Origin of the sequence: Planococcus halocryophilus (assembly GCF_022489025.1) — a bacterium.
GTDB lineage: Bacteria > Bacillota > Bacilli > Bacillales_A > Planococcaceae > Planococcus > Planococcus halocryophilus_A.
The window spans coordinates 12241-29853 of record NZ_JAKVTG010000002.1; the positions used below are offsets into that span (position 1 = coordinate 12241).

The 17613-nt window shown below is 41.5% G+C and carries 16 protein-coding genes and 1 riboswitch; of the genes, 3 read left to right on the plus strand and 13 right to left on the minus strand.

Annotation, left to right across the window (positions count from 1 at the left end; translation table 11 throughout):
* The first annotated feature begins 150 nt into the window (after positions 1-150).
* Complete coding sequence (locus MLE13_RS02975) at positions 151-1428, plus strand: MFS transporter (RefSeq protein WP_240747974.1); 1278 nt, start codon at positions 151-153, stop codon at positions 1426-1428.
* 61 nt (positions 1429-1489) lie between these two features.
* On the opposite strand, the gene MLE13_RS02980 is transcribed toward MLE13_RS02975, so the two are convergent.
* The 11 genes from MLE13_RS02980 to MLE13_RS03030 form a co-directional block, all read right to left on the minus strand.
* The gene (locus MLE13_RS02980) at positions 1490-2317 is read right to left on the minus strand and encodes a YkuS family protein (RefSeq protein WP_240747975.1); all 828 of its coding nucleotides are present in this window, start codon (positions 2315-2317) and stop codon (positions 1490-1492) included.
* Positions 2318-2401: 84 nt separating this feature from the next.
* Complete coding sequence (gene thiW, locus MLE13_RS02985) at positions 2402-2890, minus strand: energy coupling factor transporter S component ThiW (protein WP_240747976.1); 489 nt, start codon at positions 2888-2890, stop codon at positions 2402-2404.
* The gene (gene thiE, locus MLE13_RS02990) at positions 2887-3540 is read right to left on the minus strand and encodes a thiamine phosphate synthase (protein WP_240747977.1); all 654 of its coding nucleotides are present in this window, start codon (positions 3538-3540) and stop codon (positions 2887-2889) included. The genes thiW and thiE overlap by 4 nt, the downstream gene beginning before the upstream one ends.
* Positions 3524-4369: a bifunctional hydroxymethylpyrimidine kinase/phosphomethylpyrimidine kinase gene (gene thiD, locus MLE13_RS02995; protein WP_240747978.1), complete on the minus strand. Its 846-nt coding sequence runs from the start codon at positions 4367-4369 to the stop codon at positions 3524-3526. Before thiD ends, thiE begins: the two co-directional genes overlap by 17 nt.
* Positions 4366-5151 (minus strand): hydroxyethylthiazole kinase, encoded by a 786-nt coding sequence (thiM, locus tag MLE13_RS03000; protein WP_240747979.1) that lies wholly within the window; start codon positions 5149-5151, stop codon positions 4366-4368. The genes thiD and thiM overlap by 4 nt, the downstream gene beginning before the upstream one ends.
* Position 5152: 1 nt before the next feature.
* Positions 5153-5836: a thiaminase II gene (gene tenA, locus MLE13_RS03005; RefSeq protein WP_240747980.1), complete on the minus strand. Its 684-nt coding sequence runs from the start codon at positions 5834-5836 to the stop codon at positions 5153-5155.
* Positions 5837-5928: 92 nt separating this feature from the next.
* Positions 5929-6032, minus strand: a riboswitch (TPP riboswitch).
* Positions 6033-6154: 122 nt separating this feature from the next.
* Positions 6155-6712, minus strand: coding sequence for a SurA N-terminal domain-containing protein (locus tag MLE13_RS03010; protein WP_240747981.1), 558 nt, complete (start codon positions 6710-6712; stop codon positions 6155-6157).
* Between the two features lie 161 nt (positions 6713-6873).
* Positions 6874-7947 carry a 23S rRNA (adenine(2503)-C(2))-methyltransferase RlmN gene (rlmN, locus tag MLE13_RS03015; RefSeq protein WP_240747982.1) on the minus strand — a complete coding sequence of 358 codons (1074 nt, stop codon included), beginning with the start codon at positions 7945-7947 and terminating at the stop codon, positions 6874-6876.
* Positions 7948-8391: 444 nt separating this feature from the next.
* On the minus strand, positions 8392-9906 hold the full coding sequence (locus MLE13_RS03020; protein ID WP_240747983.1) for an acetyl-CoA hydrolase/transferase family protein: 1515 nt from the start codon (positions 9904-9906) through the stop codon (positions 8392-8394).
* 1089 nt (positions 9907-10995) lie between these two features.
* A complete protein-coding gene (locus MLE13_RS03025) occupies positions 10996-11640 on the minus strand; it encodes a LytTR family DNA-binding domain-containing protein (protein WP_240747984.1) in 645 nt (214 codons plus the stop codon).
* Positions 11641-11735: 95 nt separating this feature from the next.
* Positions 11736-13238, minus strand: a complete 1503-nt coding sequence (locus MLE13_RS03030) for a succinate CoA transferase (RefSeq protein WP_240747985.1) — start codon at positions 13236-13238, stop codon at positions 11736-11738.
* A gap of 321 nt (positions 13239-13559) precedes the next feature.
* Here MLE13_RS03030 and MLE13_RS03035 point away from each other — a divergent pair, with 321 nt between their 5' ends.
* Positions 13560-14759 carry an MFS transporter gene (locus MLE13_RS03035; protein WP_240747986.1) on the plus strand — a complete coding sequence of 400 codons (1200 nt, stop codon included), beginning with the start codon at positions 13560-13562 and terminating at the stop codon, positions 14757-14759.
* A 156-nt stretch (positions 14760-14915) separates the two neighbouring features.
* Positions 14916-15803, plus strand: a complete 888-nt coding sequence (locus tag MLE13_RS03040; protein ID WP_240747987.1) for a MerR family transcriptional regulator — start codon at positions 14916-14918, stop codon at positions 15801-15803.
* A 52-nt stretch (positions 15804-15855) separates the two neighbouring features.
* Here the strand turns inward: MLE13_RS03040 and MLE13_RS03045 are convergent, their stop codons facing one another.
* Together MLE13_RS03045 and MLE13_RS03050 are read right to left on the minus strand one after the other, a co-directional pair.
* Positions 15856-16041, minus strand: a complete 186-nt coding sequence (locus MLE13_RS03045; protein ID WP_008498283.1) for a hypothetical protein — start codon at positions 16039-16041, stop codon at positions 15856-15858.
* 92 nt (positions 16042-16133) lie between these two features.
* Entirely contained in the window at positions 16134-17432 is a 1299-nt protein-coding gene (locus MLE13_RS03050; RefSeq protein ID WP_240747988.1) for an NCS2 family permease, read from the minus strand.
* Positions 17433-17613 lie beyond the last annotated feature (181 nt).

The following is a 17613-nucleotide window of genomic DNA, read 5'->3' on the forward strand; positions in this document are numbered from 1 at the left end:
CTGTATTTTCTTAAATATTCTGCATCATTCATATGGAACTTCTTGTACAATAAAACTATCTTACAAAGCACAGCGTCACTCGTCGCAAATTTGAGTCTCTTGAATGCCAAGTATTCAATTGAGCTCCTCAGAGACAAAGGGGATTAAACCATGAAAAAGTATTCAAAAGAAGAAAAAAGCTGGGCGTTATACGATTGGGGAAGCTCTGCTTATTCTATTATTATTACGACAGCCGTGTTCCCAATTTACTATAAAGCTTCAGCTACTGGAGCGGGTGTTAGTTTATCCGACTCTACAGCTTACTTAGGGTATACGATTGCGATCTTCACGTTCATATTAGCGATGATTGGACCTATATTAGGCACTATCGCTGATTACGAAGGCATGAAAAAGCGCTTTTTTGTCGGTTTCTTTTTGTTAGGAACCATTTCAACAGCTCTACTAGCTTTTATACCAAATGAAAATTGGTTATTGATGTTAATTTGTTACGTATTCGCTGCTCTTGGCGCGACCGGTGCTAATTTATTTTACGATGCATTTATTGTAGACGTCACGACAGAAAAACGTATGAACAGCGTCTCCTCTTTTGGTTACGGATTGGGGTATATCGGCTCAACGATTCCATTTATCCTCTCAATCGCAATTATTCTATTGTCCCAAAATGGGGTACTGCCCATTTCCGTGACCATCGCTAGTCGAATCGCATTTTTAATCACTGCCATTTGGTGGATTATTTTCTCAATTCCGATGTTCCGTCACGTTAAACAAGTTCACTATATTAAACGAGAACCACGTCTTGTGCGCCAGAGCTTTAAACGCCTAGGTAAAACAATCCGAGAAATCCGTCAATACCGCGCGTTAGTGTTATTTTTAATCGCTTATTTCTTTTATATTGATGGGGTCGGAACAATTATTGCCTTATCGACTGCTTATGGAACTGATTTAGGTTTGGATTCATCGAGCTTGCTAATTGTCTTGTTTGTTACGCAAGTAGTGGCTGCTCCATTTGCCATTCTTTATGGTCGTTTGGCTAACCGATTTACAGGCAAAAAAATGCTCTATGTGGGAATTTGCGTTTATATCGTGATTTGCATTTACGCCTTTTTCCTTGAGACCATTACAGATTTTTGGATTCTTGCTATGCTTGTAGCAACGAGCCAAGGGGGTATTCAAGCACTAAGCCGTTCTTATTTCGGCAAACTTGTTCCGAAAGAAAATTCCAATGAATTTTTTGGCTTTTATAATATTTTCGGCAAGTTTGCAGCAATCCTAGGACCGTTGCTTGTAGCCGTTACTTCTCAAGTAACCGGCAAATCCAATATGGGCGTATTCAGCCTTGTTGTCTTGTTTGTAATCGGACTCATTGTCTTATCTCGCGTACCTGAACCAAAAGCTCATGAATCCATAGATGAAGTATCAAACGTGTAAAGTGATCAGTTTGAACTCAAAAAGGTGCCTTCCAACTAAGTTGGAAGGCACCTTTTAATGATTATTTTTTATTGTGATCTTCAGCTTTTACCGTTACGTTGCCTGCATTGTCTTTTGTGATAGTAGCATCTTTTAAATCGACAACTTCAGTTCCGCTTTCTTCTTTATCCGCTTCTTTATTAGCTTTTTTAATTTCTTTTTCTACTGTTTTTTCAGCTTTTTCATGCTCTTTTTCAGCTTTTTCTTCTTGTTTTTCTTCTTTTTTCATTGTTTTCTCTTGCTCTTTAACTTCTTTTTCAATCGCTTTTTCTTGTTTCTTTACTTCTTTTTCTTCTTGTTTTTCTAGACGTTTGGCCTTAAGTTCATCGGCTTTGCCTTTAGCTGTTTCTTTTATATCATTTGTTCTTTCTTTTAGTTGGTTGGCTCTTTCTTTCACTTGATCTATTGCCCCACCCGAACCTTCAGCGTTCTCTTCTTTTAACGTAACTGCTTTTTCTTTAACGATTTCTTGAAGTTCTTTACCGCTTTTCGGCGCTAGTAATAGTCCTGCTGCCGCTCCGATTACTGCACCCGTTGCAGCACCGATTAAGAATCCTCCGCCTCCGCCACTTTCTTTGCGATCGGTTTCAGTGGATTGTGGGTTATGAATTTTCCCACCGCGTACAAGACGCTCTTCTACTTCTTCTACGATTTCATATAATGTACGACCTTTAGCTTCAACAAGCGATACGCTCATGTGATAATCAGCTAAATCTGCCTGATCTCTTACAACAATCACGTCATAATCAGTTGAATCTGATTTCTCCTCTAGCATATCTGCCTGATAACCCTTTTTCTCTAGTGCTTCGCGTACTGATGTAAATGGATGCTCAACTGCAACTTTTACCATATTCTGTCCACTCCCTTTATTAAATTCTATATCTATTCTTTTTCCCTAATTGGAAAATAATAAACATTCACTTAAATTTAATCTCTATTGCCATACTTGCAGTGTGTTTACTTTGCGCAATCGCACGACCAATAGCATACCTAATATGGCGCCGGTTAAGCTAGAGATGAAAAAAGGAGGAATAAAAAACAAAGCTCCGAATTCTGTGCCTAATAAAAGTCGAGCGTAAGGGACTGCTATTAAAGAAGCGATGATACCTGTCCCTACTACTTCACCTATTGCAGCGAACCAAACTTTACCGAACTTGGCATACATAACGCCTGCCAAAAGTGCACCAATCATACCACCTGGAAAAGCTAATAGTGAACCTGTGCCAGTCAATACTCGAACGGTTCCGGTCAAAAAAGCAATTAATACCGCAGGACCTGGACCAAAGAGAACTGCCGCCATCACATTGACTGCGTGTTGTATTGGATACGCGCGGGCAATACCCGCAGGAAAATAAACAAAAGCAGAACCTGCCACTCCTATCGCAACAAACATAGCCATTAAGATTAGTTTTTTTGTGTTCATCTTCCAATCCCTTCTTTACAAGATAGTTGAAAAGCCTCTACTTGTTTGGCAATATCGGTCGCATTCGCTATTGCCGAAATAACTGCAAGACCTGATACACCAGCCTTCCACACTTGATCAGCGTTTTCTGGTGTAATTCCTCCAATGCCCACAATTGGCAATTGGGGAAATTCGCGTTTGACTGCTATTATTTCTTCGACCCCCGCAGGCTTTTTCGCATCAGTTTTAGAAGTCGTACCAAAAACAGGACCCATTCCAACATAATCAGCGCCGTCTTGAATAGCTAGCCTTGCTTCATCTACAGAATGAACAGAAACACCTAATAATTTATTTTCTCCAATCAGCTGACGTACTTGAGAAGCTGTTTCGTCATCTTGACCTACATGAACACCATCAGCCCCGATACTACACGCTAATTCGATATCATCATTAATGATAAATGGAACTGAGTAGCTTTGACATAATTGTTGACAACGCAACGCAAAATCTCGTAATGCTGCACCTGTTAAAGCTCCCTTTCCTTTTTCACGCAACTGAAAATGCGTGATGCCTCCTTCAAGCGCTTCCTCTAATATGCTCAAAGGGTCTCTTGCCCCTGAATTTTGAGAACCTATTACAAAGTAAATGGCAGGTTTATTGGAAAACCTCAATTTTATTTACCTCTGTCTTTTCGTGTCTTCTCATTTGGTAAGCTCCGTGATTAGTAGGACCATGACCTTTGCCAATATTCAGTGGGTCACTGAGCGCTGCTTGGATAAACTCCTTCGCCGTCAAAATCGCTTCTTTCAGTCCCCGACCTTTAGCGAGCTGGGCCGTTACTGCCGCTGCGAATGTACAGCCCGTGCCATGTGTTTGGTTTGTCGCAATGCGAGCGGCACGGAATACTGCCGATTCACCGTTCAAATGTAAAAAATAATCTTCCGCATACTCTGGGTCTGTTCCATGTCCACCTTTAATGACAACCGCTTGCGCTCCTAATGATAAAATCCGCTCTGCTGCACGGCGGCGGCTAAAAACATCTGTAATAGAAATGCCGGTTAAAGCTTCTGCTTCTGGAATGTTCGGTGTGACTAATAATGCTAAAGGCAATAAATGTGTTTTTAATGCTGCTACAGCAGCTGGTTGCAATAAATCAGCTCCGCCTTTTGCAATCATAACCGGATCTACGACTAGATTTTTCCACCCGTATTGCTGGATTGCCTTAGCTGTTTCTTGAATAATTTCAGGATTGAATAGCATGCCTGTTTTCAAAGCGCTAATGTCAAAATCGTCGCCTACTGCCTCTAATTGTGTTTGAATCGCTTGGACCGACATCGGATAAATGGCATTTACACCTGTTGTGTTTTGGGCTGTGACCGCAGTGATTACAGAAGTCCCGTAAACACCTAGCTCTTGAAACGTTTTTAAATCGGCTTGGATGCCCGCCCCTCCTCCTGAATCTGAACCTGCTATAGTCAAAGTTTGTGGCGTTTTTTTCATACCGTCTCCTCCTGCAAAGAAATTCGCTTGCTTACTTCCCTTTCCGTCAAGCTGAATAATTGATTCATAAAAGCTTGCTGAAAGTCCCCAGGCAATTGGGATTCTTGACGAGCTTGTTCACCTGCAATTGCGTAAAAGCGTAAAACATCACGAACGATTTCTACCGGTTTTTTAGTGGATACAGCAAGACCTGCAGCTACCACGCTACTCAATAAACAACCAGTCCCCGTAATAGAGGCCATCATTGGGTCTCCATAAGGGATTTCCATAACGGATTCCCCGTCTGTCACGATATCTACTGGTCCTGTGACTGCTACGAGTAATCCTAATTTTTTCGAAGTGGTAACAGCAAGCTGTTTAACGTCTAGAGAGCCTTCTCCGGCGTCAACGCCTTTTGACTCCCACTGTTCCCCAGCTATTGCCGCAAGCTCTCCTGCGTTGCAACGAAGAACGTTAACGTGTACTGTTTCTAAAATTTCGTAAACAGCCTTTAGACGAAAGTCACTTGCACCTGCTCCCACAGGATCTAGTACGACCGGAATCCCTAATTGATTGGCTTTTTTTCCAGCAATCAACATGCTTTTTAGCGATTCAGCATGCAAAGTTCCGATATTTAAAGACAAGGCTTGAGATAATGCGGCAAGTTCTGCTGCTTCTTCAGGAGCTTCTCCCATAATGGGCGATGCGCCGATTGCTAAAAGACCATTCGCTTGAAAATTTGATACCACATGATTGGTGATGCAATGAACCAGTGGATTTTTTTCTTTTATTAACTGCAACATATTAGACACCCACTTTTTCAATTGTCTCTATAGACCATGTTTCTTTTCTCCACGCTTGATCCCAAAAGTTTAATTCGTAATAGCTACTTTTTTGAAAATGGTCTTTTAGTTCTTTACGTCGCGCTTCTGGTAACTCTTCTGCTAACTGATTCATCCGTTCGATTTGTTCATTAACAAGCTCCCCAAATTCTTCGGAACCGTATGTTTCAATCCAACGATCATAAATCGGATGATTAGGCTCAGCATTTTTCAAACGTTCGCCGATTTCATAGTACAACCAATAACAAGGTAAAATAGCAGCCAATACATCTGCTAATTCTCCGGCAGATGCGCGATACATATGAGAGACATATGCGTACGCTGTAGGAGAAGGCTCGAATGCTGCCCAATCTTCCTCTGTCACTTCTAATATTTTCATAAATGATTGATGTAGAGATAATTCGGCAGTACTTGTATGTGCGGCATGAATCGCAAAGCGTTGAGTCGTTTCCAAATCTTTTGCTTTAGACGCACCAATTGCCTGTATTTTTGCGAAATGGGATAAATAATAAGCGTCTTGCATGACATAAAAACGGAATATATCGACCGGCAATGTCCCATCTTCAATTCCTTTAACAAATGGATGATCAAAACTCGCCTGCCATAGGTGGTCACATTCTTTTCTTACTTCTTTACAAAAAGTCATTTCTCCATCTCCCTTTTCTGTGTTCATTTACACAAAATAAAAACGCCGCTCCCCAATAAAGGGAAGCGGCGTATGCAGTCGATAAGAAAATAGCAGACGGTCCGCCACTTCCCTCCGCTGGTATGATCCAGATCAGGTTCAAAGGGTCCGAGCTTATGCTCGTCTCAGCCGATATCCGGCTCCCCTAGTGGTGTTTTTATTTATGTTTTCGACATCACTATATCATAGTTTCTGAGAATACTATAGTCTTTATAAAATTCTTCTTACTGATAAAAGATACAAAACTAGATTTTTATCGCTAGTCTACTCTACTAGATATTAATCAATTAACACTTCTATTTCTTTCTCATTTTCTTCTACCAGTTCTTCTACTAAATTATTGTATTCTTCTCCAAATTCCTCCATCCACTTTGGGTCGTTAATGTCTCCCCCACCTAATTTTTCTTCAAGATACGTATTGATATAAGCATTTTGTTGATTGAGTTTTTTAGCGTATTGTTGTTGAAATTCTTCGGGTGTCATACCTAATTTTTTCGCTTGAGCGATGGCATATTTACGAACTTGTTTACTGCCTTCATCTTCTGTGTTTTCAGGAGGGAGTTTTTCAAAATCATCCTGATTTTCTTCAGTCATTAAATGAGGAGAAATATCAAGATTCATTTCTTGTACTTCTTGTTTGATCAGTTCTGCCACTATTACCGAATCTAGATAATCTAATGCGGTTTCATCAGAATACAAAAAACGCAAATCACCTATCGTAATCTCATGACCGTCTACAGTAGCTGCTACTTCATTATCATCGTATGTTGAAACATCGCTACAGCCAGCTAAAACGATTGTTCCAAGTAAAAGTACTATGAACAGAATCTTCTTCAATTCCTCACTCCCCTTATTAGCTTAAAGTTAACTAATTCATCCTATAAAGATGAATACGCTCTTAACGTTCGATAAGTTTCATGAATTAAACAAAAAAGACCACAAACAACTCGAGTTGTTTGTGGTCTATGGTTCCTGAAAATCAGGAATCCTGCTGTTTATTAAACTGTTACTTCTTTTTTATCTTTTTTGATTTGTTTGCTTCGTAATTGACCACAAGCAGCATCGATGTCTGCGCCTTGTTCGTGACGTACGCCACAGTTAATGCCTTTTTTCTTCAATGCATCATAAAACGCACTGATTGCTTCTGGTGTACTTTGTTGATATTGATCGTGCTCATCAACTGAGTTGTATGGAATCAAGTTCACGTATGACAAGTGACGCTTGTCTTCTAGCAATTTCGCTAATTGATTTGCTTCTTCAACGTGGTCATTCACATCACGCAATAAAATATATTCAAACGTGATACGACGATTCGATTTTTCCAAGTAGTAATCGATAGAAGCCATTAGCTTCTCGATTGGATATGCTTTGTTGATTTTCATGATACGCGTACGCAATTCATTTGTTGGCGCATGAATTGAAATTGCAAGATTTACTTGCAAGCCTTCGTCTGCGTAATCGTAAATTTTCGGCACAATCCCACTAGTAGAAACCGTGATGTGGCGAGCTCCAATAGCCAAGCCTTTTTGCGAGTTTACAATGTTTAAGAAGCCCATCAAATTCGTATAGTTATCGAATGGTTCACCGATACCCATGACTACGATATGGCTGACACGTTCGTCTTTTTGTTGTGTATCAAAATGCGCTTGTACTTGCATAATTTGCTCGACAATTTCGCCCGCATTTAAATCGCGGCTCTTTTTCAATAGTCCGCTGGCACAGAAACTACAACCAATGTTGCAACCAACTTGTGTTGTTACACACACAGAATTTCCGTATTTAAAGCGCATCAATACCGTTTCAATCAAGTTGCCGTCATGCATTTTGAAAAGGAACTTGATAGTGCCGTCTGCAGATTCTTGTTTAACCGTTTCTTTTAACGTACGAATCGAAAAGTTGTCTTCAAGCAATTGAATACACTCTTTCGAAAGATTGTTCATTTCCGCAAATTCAGTGACACGTTTAATATACAACCAATCCCATACCTGCTCCGCACGGTATTTTTTTTGGCCGTTTTCTAAAAACCATTCTTTTAACTGGTCTATCGTTATTCCATAGATGGAATTTTTCATTTTAGAACCCTCATTTCAAATTTCACAATTGCTTATTATAATACTAAAAATATCGCTTGACAACAACTATTTTTGTTTAGACAGAAAAATCTGATAAAAAAACCGTGTCATATCAAGGGCTTAAGAAATAGCTTGGGTAAAAAGAAATGAACTCTTTGAGCTCATTTCCCTATTTAAACCGATAAAAATGAGAAAAACCAGGCGCTTTTAGCAAACCTGGTTTTGGTGGCTTATAAATAAATTGAGCTGTGCGGCTGAAAAAACGCCGCTTCGCCAGAGTGTCTTATGCCCGTCGAATCTACACGGGAGCCTCCACTTTCCTTCTTGTCTAGCTCCAGCGCCCAGCTCTTTGGGTCATAAGCCAACCCGACTGTGCGGCAAAGAAAGCCGCTTCGTCGGTTCGTCTTATGCCCGTCAGAGCTACACGGGCGCTTCTGCTTTTCTTTATACTAATTGCTCTTTTTTCTGTAGCATGGTGCCGTTTTTCGCTAGGTCGGTGTACCAGGAGAAAGCTTTTTCTAACACGTGCGGTGTTTGTCCGCCGCGTGTTAATGCTTCGTCGTAATACTCACGAAGTTGAGCACGATAAGTCGGATGAACGCAGTTAGCCAAAATCACTTCTACACGCTCACGCGGTGCAAGTCCGCGAAGATCTGCATACCCTTGCTCTGTTACTACTACATCTACATCGTGTTCTGTATGGTCTACATGGGAAACAAACGGGACAACGCTTGAAATGTTGCCGCCTTTGGCAATTGATTTCGTTACAAAAATCGCCAAGCGCGAGTTTCGAGCAAAATCACCGGAACCGCCGATGCCGTTCATCATTTTTGTACCCGATACATGTGTTGAGTTAACGTTTCCATACATATCAAATTCTAATGCCGTATTGATCGCTATTAATCCGAGTCGGCGGATAATTTCAGGATGATTGGAAATTTCTTGTGGACGCATTACGATTTTATTGCGATAGTTTTCAAATTCACCATACACTTGTTTCATTTTTGGTTCGGATAACGTAATCGAACAACAAGATGCAAAGCTTACTTTTCCGGCATCCATTAAATCAAAAACAGCATCCTGTAATACTTCTGAGTACACTTCTAAATCTTCGAATTCAGAATCAATCATGCCGTGCAAAACGGCATTAGCGACCGATCCAATACCTGATTGCAATGGAGCCAATTTCTCCGTTAATCGCCCTGCACGAACTTCCGAACGTAAAAATTCAAGTAAATGATCCGCCATGATTTTTGTTTCTTCGTCAGGTGGCACGATAGTTGATGGTGAATCCAATTGTTCAGTGAAAACAATTCCACGGATTTTTTCCATGTCGACTGGAATACCTTTCGTTCCGATGCGTTGATCAACTGCTGTCAACGGAATCGGTAATCGTTCACCTTGTTTTCCTGTATCGTAAATATCATGAATGCCTTCAAACAATTCCGGCTGTGCCGTATTGATTTCCACAATGATGTTTTTTGCGTGCTTGGCAAACACAGCAGAGTTTCCAACGGAAGTTGTTGGAATGATCATGCCGTCTTCTGTAATCGACAAGGCTTCCACAATGGCAAAATCAATCGTCTCTGTCACTCCTGTACGAATCCATTCTGCCGTATGTGATAAATGATGATCGACAAACAACATGTCACCTTCGTTGATTTTTTTGCGCATGGTCGGTTCTGCTTGGAAAGGTAAGCGTTTGTTCACAATACCCGCTTCTGCAAAAAGTCGATCAACATCAGAACCTAAAGAAGCACCAGTAAAAACATTTACTTTAAAGCGTTCATTTTCTGCTCGCTTAACTAGCGCTAAAGGAACCGCTTTCACGTCGCCTGCTCGTGTAAAGCCGCTTAGTCCAAGCGTCATGCCGTCTTGTATCCATGAAGCTGCTTCTTGCGGAGTCACTACTCGTTCTTGTAACTGTTTCGCTTTGATTCGGTCTAATTTCTTTTCCATTATTTATCACTCTCTTTCACTATTTGTTTTAATTGTTCGTCGGATTAAATAAAGCGTTTTCATAAGTTTGCGCTCCCTTCAAAATCGCATAGCTTCTAAAAAGGGTGTAATGTTTGCATTATCTAGTAACACTTAATTATTAGATAATTTTAACTTATTCTTTTGCATCACCGATTTTTACAGCGTGGAAAAGCGTTTAATGCTACAAAGCAGTAAATCAAATGCTTTAAGCAGCATATTTTTCACAACAAACATAAAAATGCCTGTCCGTAAAAATTGGACAGGCACTTTTATTATTTTTCTTTGTGACAGTTTTTTGTCGGAGCTACATGGCTGCTTTCGCTTTTCTTATTGTCTAGCTACAGCAGCCAGTTCCTCGGGTCATAAGTCGTCCTGGCTGTGTGGCTGGAAATACGCCACTTCGCCAGACCGTCTTATGCCTGTCGGAGCTAACCGGCTGTTTCCGCTTTTCGTTTTGTCTAGCTACAGCAGCCAGCTCCTCGAGTCGCTTCAGCCTTTCCTGCAATGGCATAAACCGCCATTACCTGAAAGGCTTCCAGCGCTAGTCGGAGCTACATGGCTGCTTTCGCTTTTCTCTTTGTCTAGCTACAGCAGCCAGCTCCTCGAGTCGCTTCAGCCTTTCCTGCAATGGCATAAACCGCCATTACCTGAAAGGCTTCCAGCGCTAGTCGGAGCTACATGGCTGCTTTCGCTTTTCTTATTGTCTAGCTACAACAACCAGCTCCTCGGGTCATAAGTCGGTCTGGCTGTGTGGCTGGAAATACGCCACTTCACCAGACCGTCTTATGCCTGTCGGAGCTAACCGGTTGTTTCCGCTTTTCGTTTTGTCTAGCTACAGCAGCCAGCTCCTCGAGTCGCTTCAGCCTTTCCTGCAATGGCATAAACCGCCATTACCTGAAAGGCTTCCAGCGCTAGTCGGAGCTACATGGCTGCTTTCGCTTTTCTCTTTGTCTAGCTACAGCAGCCAGCTCCTCGAGTCGCTTCAGCCTTTCCTGCAATGGCATAAACCGCCATTACCTGAAAGGCTTCCAGCGCTAGTCGGAGCTACATGGCTGCTTTCGCTTTTCTCTAGAACCCTAGAAGTTTTCTGAAGTAGCTTGAATAGGACTGGCTGACGGGGATTTTTACGCCGTTGTCCATTGCTAGCATGAATGTCGAATGTGTATCTGGGTAAATTTCTTTTATATGATGCACATTGACGATAAACGATCGATGACAACGGATAAACGATTCGCGTGGTAGCAAGAATTCAAATTCTTGAAGCGAGTTTTTATTTGTGCCGGAATATCCTTCTGCGTATACATGGGTTTTGCGGTCTTTTACTTCCAAATATTTTACTTCTGTAAATGGAATTGGTTTCCAGCCATCCGGACTTTTCACCGTTACCACCGATTTCCCTTCTGTAAATGCTGGGTAAATGGCCATAACACAACCTTGGAGTTCACCTTCGTGCTCAAATGGCACCGCCATGCCGTGATAAGGTACGCCAAAAATTTCGCGATTGATAAACTCAGATGTTTTCTGATTGGCCTGCAATGCTTTGTGGGCAATAGTTCCTGGCTTGACTGGATCTCCAGATTTGATTTTCAAATCTACTCGTTTGCTTGGGCGATAATATATGTACTCTTTTGTATTTGTTACAGCTATTGAAATTTCATCAGAAAACAATTCTCCCATAACGTCTAATAGCGAACCTAGTGTAAAGCTTTTCATCGTAACCCTCCCGTTTCGAATCCATGTTTCGATTATACATGAAAATCTTTTCTTCTATTTAAAAAAACCAGCCCGTAAAAGGCTGGTTTCAAAAGTTACTCTGATAGCAACATGCTGCCGTTAGTCGCTAAATTGGCATGCCATGAAAATGCTTTTTCTAAAACGTGTGGTGTTTGACCGCCACGTAATAAAGCTTCGGCATAATAAGCACGCATTTGTTCTCGGTACATCGGGTGGACGCAGTTTTCAATAATGATAGGCACTCGCTCACGCGGAGCCAGTCCACGCAAGTCTGCATAACCTTGCTCAGTCACCACAATGTCCACATCGTGCTCCGTATGATCAACATGCGGAACAAATGGCACTACACTTGAGATAATGCCTTCTTTAGCAATCGATTTCGTTACAAAAATCGATAATCGGGCGTTACGCGCAAAGTCTCCAGATCCACCGATACCGTTCATCATTCTTGTGCCAGATACATGTGTTGAATTCACGTTGCCGTATATATCGAACTCTAACGCAGTATTAATCGAAATTAATCCAAGTCGGCGAATAATTCCGGGGTGATTGGTAATTTCTTGTGGCCGTAAAAGAATTTTGTCTTGATATTTTTCAAAATCCCCAAATACTTGTGCCATTTTTTCTTTAGACAAAGTAATAGAAGATGCCGAAGCGAATTTCACTTTCCCTGCATCAATCAAATCAAAAACGGCATCTTGAAGAACTTCTGAATATACTTCCATATCGTGAAACTCCGAATCGACCAACCCGTGAAGAACCGCATTCGCTACTGAACCAATGCCAGATTGCAAAGGAGCAAGTTGATTGGTCAACCTTCCTGATGCTACTTCCGCTCTTAAGAAATTCAATAAATGTCCTGCCATCATTTCCGTTTCCTCATCTGACTGCAAAATCGTTGATGGCGAATCGGCTTGCTCAGTAAAAACGATTCCTCTCACCTTTTCCAGGTCAACCGGTATTCCGATTGTTCCAATCCGGTCGTGAACATGTGTTAACGGAATCGGCGAACGTTGCCCTTGCTTGCCAGGTTCATAAATATCATGAACCCCTCTAAATAGCTCAGGCTGCGAAAGATTGATTTCAATAATAACGTTTTTCGCATGTTTGACAAAAACCGACGAGTTGCCGACTGAAGTAGTGGGAATAATCATGCCGTCTTCTGTAATCTCCAATGCTTCAATAACAGCAAAATCGATTGGCTCTATAACTCCCGCTCGAATCCATTCAGCCGTCTGAGACAAGTGGTGATCAACAAACATGATGTCACCGTTATTTATTTTTCTACGCATTGCTGGATCTGCTTGAAATGGCACTCGTTTATGAACGATTCCTGCTTCTGCCATTAATTTATCGACATCCGAGCCTAAAGAAGCTCCTGTAAAGACATTCACTTTAAACTGCTCTGTTTCGGCGCGACGAACCAATGCATAAGGGATTGCTTTAGCATCTCCTGCACGTGTAAATCCGCTTAACCCGAGTGTCATTCCATCTTTGATCCAAGACGCTGCCTCATCAGCAGATACAACTCGGTCCTGTAATTCCATGGCTTTTATCCGATGAAGTTTATTGTCCATCCTTATCACCTTTCGAAGGCTTTAGTTTTGTTAGCCTGTACATTAATTATATCTTATTCGCCTCATTCTCAAGAATAGCTAGACTCCTCCAGAAGGATTTCTGTCCATGTTTCTTCACAATCCTGCAACAATATAAAGCGCTAAACCCTTAAGCCAATCCTTATTTCTTGCAATAAAAATAAAAATTACTTCACTCCGATAATGAATGGAAAAAATAGCAAGTCAATTCTATTGACAATCGTTTTACAGCTGAAATACTATAGAAAAGTTGTAGAAAATAAATTCACGAAAATTTATATAGAAGAAAAGAGGCTAACTGCCATGTCGCCAGATCAAAAGAAGAAAATTTTTATTTTGATGATTAATATGTTCATCGCGGTCGCAAGCTTTGGCATTGTCATACCGATTATGCCTTCCTATCTTGTATCCATTAATCAAGGCGGTATGGCAGCTGGCTTAATGATTGCTATTTTCGCCGCTTCCCAATTTCTTTTTTCGCCGATTGCCGGAAAATGGGCAGATCAATACGGTCGTCGAAAAATGATTATTTATGGGTTACTCGGCTTAACCCTTTCTATGTTTGTGTTCTATGCTTCCGACTCTATTTGGACATTGTATTTCTCTCGTGTTATTGGGGGAATCGGAGCGGCGATGCTAATTCCTGCCATTTTTGCTTATATCGCAGACATCACGACATTTGACCAACGTGCAAAAGGCACGAGTCTTGTTTCTGCCTCGATGTCTCTTGGCATTGTTGTCGGACCAGGCATTGGCGGGTTTTTAGCAGATTACTCGTTAAAGCTGCCTTTTCTCGTTTCAGCACTCGTCTCTTTGGCCGCTGTTATTTTCTCTGTCTTATGGTTAAAAGAATATGATGCGACGGATGCCAATCCGGCACTTGCCGCTAAATTAACCGACGAAGAATCCATGTTCACCAAAATCGGACGCTCTACGAAGATGCCTTATTTCATTCCGTTGATTATTACGCTCGTCATGAGTTTTGGGTTACTGGCATATGAATCCGTAGTTGGACTCTATTTAGACAATCAATTCAATTCCACTGCGAAAGATATCGCCTTTATGATTACCGCAACCGGAATTGTCAGCGTGATTGTGCAATTGTTTGTGGTTGACCGCATCGTTCGCCGTTACGGCGAAGTTGCTATTCTTGTTACATTTCTTGGAGTGGCGGCGTTTGGTTTCTTGTTATCTCTTTTTGCCGGAAGTTATGCGATGTTCTTTGCAGTTTCGCTTGTGATTTTCTTAGCCACTTCTATTTTGCGTCCTGTTTTGAATACGTTAATCTCAAAAATGGCTGAAGGCGAAGTTGGATTTGCGATGGGTATGAACAACGCCTATATGAGTATTGGCAATGTAGCAGGTCCTTTACTTGCGGGAATTTTATACGATGTCAATATCGTCTTCCCGTTCATTCTAGGTCTTATGATGTTGCTACTGACACTTGCAATTACAGTCGTTTGGCAACGTTCGCGTGCTGTAAAAGCATCTACTATTGGTTAGTTACGGGTTCTCTCAGGAGAACCCGTTTTTTAGATAGTTAAAATAAGTTTTTATTTTCGGAAGCTTAGCGCTCGGCTCCGGCTTTACGGGTCATTTTATACGTTGTATAATATTTGTACAACATCAACTATAAATCTATAGAATGAAGGTAATGCTATGTATAACATTAAAGCAGCTGCCAAAATCTTAGATATGCCGAAAGTGACAATTCGTTCGTGGGAAACGCGCTACAGTGCGATTACTCCTGCCCGAACAGAATCTGGACATCGCTTGTATTCGGATCAAAATCTGGAAGATTTGAAATGGCTTAAAATACAAGTACAGGACAAAGGTATGAAAATCAGTGAAGCTGTAAAAAAATTACACGCTTCGCGTCACCAATTCATTGCGCCTAAAGAAGAGCTTTCTCAAAATGATAACTCGGAATATAACGAACAAATAAAGCAACTTTTTCAAGCTGCCGCTGAAATGGATACTGAACGCTTTAATTATTTATTGGATTTGCACTTTTCTTTATTCCATCACCAAACAGTCTTTTTTTCAATCATTGCACCGTTAATGATTCGTATTGGAGAAGCTTGGGAAGATGGTATCATCAGTGTCGCTCACGAGCACATGATCACGCATATTGTCCAGCAACGCTTTAATCAGTTTTTCCGTGTTTTCCCGACCTCGCCAACCTTACCAAAAGTGATGGCGCTTAGCCCAAGCGGTGAACAGCATCAATTAGGCTTGCTTCTATTTACTTTGTTTTTGCGGGAAAATGGTTTTTCTGTCGTTTATATCGGACCCGATACACCACTTGAAGGATTAGAAGAAATGGTCGTTAAACACAATTTCAAATTAATGTGTATCTCAGTCGCTTCTCCAGCATTGATGAAGTTAGCTAATCAGTACATGGACACCTTATCTAAAGCTAAGCCAGAAATGCAGTTTATTCTTGGCGGTCAAGGCGTCGAAACAAAGCTGGATGAAAACAATCGCTGGTACCTTGGTACCGATTTAAAAGTTTGGCAACAATGGCTAGCTGAGCAAAAGTTTTAATCTTATAAAAAACGCCCTCAATAATTAAATTGAGGGCGTTTTTCGTATGATTTTATTGCCAATCAAGATCTTGGTAATCTTTCTGATAAGGTCCATTGTCTGTGACTTCTGAGTGATAAAGCGCTTTTAACGCAAAGCCTTTTTCAAGCTCCATCTCATCCTTCAGCACTTTCAACCGTTTTTTCAATTCCGGATGATCACTGACCAATTGCTCCATTTTGGATTTGTTGTATTTCATCTGTATCCGCTCCTTTTGAATCTTCTTGTCTTTATTGTACACTGCTACAGAAAAAAACGCACTTGCTCAGCAAGTGCGTTACTGTGTATTGATTATCCTAAATAATGAAAAATGAAATTCGCTAAGAATAAACTAGCGATGACATAAAGCGTCGGAGATACTTCGCGTCCTCTGCCGACAGCAATTTTTAAAATCGGGTACATAATAAAGCCGATCGCGATTCCATCAGCAATGCTGTACGTAAACGGTATTAACGCCACAATCAGCAAAGCCGGAAAGCTTTCGCTCATATCTTTCATATCGAGGTTTTTGATGTTTTGAAGCATCAAAAAGCCGATGATGATCAAGATTGGTGCAATTGCACTATCTGGAATCAGTTTGATGACCGGAATGAAAAACGAAGCAATGAGAAATAACAGTCCTGCCGTAATCGACGTTAGTCCAGTCCGACCGCCAGCTGTCATGCCGGCAGCACTTTCAACTGTCGCGACAGTTGGACTTGTACCGAAAATTCCAGACGTCATTGCAGACACAGATGTCGCCTGGAAAGCACGACTGAATTTCTCAGGACGCTCGATAAACGCCACTTGCCCATGAACCAGTCCAATGTTTTCAAACACCAACACCATTGTCAGTGAAAATACCGCCACCCAAAATGTTGTGGATAAGATATTGCCAAAAGACAAAGCGCCAAATACTGCAAAAGCTTCTGCCGCATTGATCGAAGACTCGTTCATGCTGCCTAAATCGATGAGTCCGAAAAATGCAGCAATGATGGTTCCAACGACAATGGTAATCAGGAAGTTCCCTGGCACGTTGCGGATAAACAAAACTACCGCAATAATGACCGTCAGTACTGTCGCCAATACGTGTGCATCAGCTAGTGAACCAAGTGCCAAAATCGAACTCGTGCCTCGCTCAACAATGCCGCCTTTTTCCAGACCGATTAACATTAAGAACAAGCCGAGTCCGACAGTAATGGCTTCTTTCAGCGAATGCGGCACTGCAGCGCTCAGCATTTTCGCAAAACGCGTAAAGGCTACCGCCACAAAGATCACGCCTGACACAAATACAACCGCTAGCGCTTCTTGCCACGACAAGCCCATTGACTGAACCATTGTGTAAGAAAATAGCGCATTAATGCCCATACCTGGCACTAACAAAATCGGTGCATTGCCCCAAAAACCCATGAGCAAACAGCCAAAAACCGATGCCACAATCGTCGCAACAATTGCTGCTTCAAGCGGCATGCCTGCTTCCGACAAAATCAGCGCATTGACGGCTATAATGTAGACCACCGTAAAAAAGCCGATTAAGCCCGCTGTCATTTCACGCTTAACTGTCGTGTCATTTTCCTGAAGACCGAAAAACCGATCCATCCAATTAAACATAGTCATAACCTTCTATTAAATTAGCCCTCTCCCTACCCGCTCTGCCTATCGAAATAGGTAAGCCAAGGTAGGAGTGTAATCTAAAATGAAGACGCTGTCAAGATGGGGCTAGCTGTGTAGCGGGTGATCGCATTTTTGTGGCCGTGCGTATTTCTCGCGGGCCGCGCGTATTTTCTTCGCA

Coding starts and splice junctions, on each gene's coding strand:
- MLE13_RS02975 (WP_240747974.1), top strand. CDS start 151: ATGAAAAAGTATTCAAAAGAAGAAAAAAGCTGGGCGTTATACGATTGG.
- MLE13_RS02980 (WP_240747975.1), bottom strand. CDS start 2,317: ATGGTAAAAGTTGCAGTTGAGCATCCATTTACATCAGTACGCGAAGCA.
- thiW (WP_240747976.1), bottom strand. CDS start 2,890: ATGAACACAAAAAAACTAATCTTAATGGCTATGTTTGTTGCGATAGGA.
- thiD (WP_240747978.1), bottom strand. CDS start 4,369: ATGAAAAAAACGCCACAAACTTTGACTATAGCAGGTTCAGATTCAGGA.
- thiM (WP_240747979.1), bottom strand. CDS start 5,151: ATGTTGCAGTTAATAAAAGAAAAAAATCCACTGGTTCATTGCATCACC.
- tenA (WP_240747980.1), bottom strand. CDS start 5,836: ATGACTTTTTGTAAAGAAGTAAGAAAAGAATGTGACCACCTATGGCAG.
- rlmN (WP_240747982.1), bottom strand. CDS start 7,947: ATGAAAAATTCCATCTATGGAATAACGATAGACCAGTTAAAAGAATGG.
- MLE13_RS03020 (WP_240747983.1), bottom strand. CDS start 9,906: ATGGAAAAGAAATTAGACCGAATCAAAGCGAAACAGTTACAAGAACGA.
- MLE13_RS03025 (WP_240747984.1), bottom strand. CDS start 11,640: ATGAAAAGCTTTACACTAGGTTCGCTATTAGACGTTATGGGAGAATTG.
- MLE13_RS03030 (WP_240747985.1), bottom strand. CDS start 13,238: ATGGACAATAAACTTCATCGGATAAAAGCCATGGAATTACAGGACCGA.
- MLE13_RS03035 (WP_240747986.1), top strand. CDS start 13,560: ATGTCGCCAGATCAAAAGAAGAAAATTTTTATTTTGATGATTAATATG.
- MLE13_RS03040 (WP_240747987.1), top strand. CDS start 14,916: ATGTATAACATTAAAGCAGCTGCCAAAATCTTAGATATGCCGAAAGTG.
- MLE13_RS03045 (WP_008498283.1), bottom strand. CDS start 16,041: ATGAAATACAACAAATCCAAAATGGAGCAATTGGTCAGTGATCATCCG.
- MLE13_RS03050 (WP_240747988.1), bottom strand. CDS start 17,432: ATGTTTAATTGGATGGATCGGTTTTTCGGTCTTCAGGAAAATGACACG.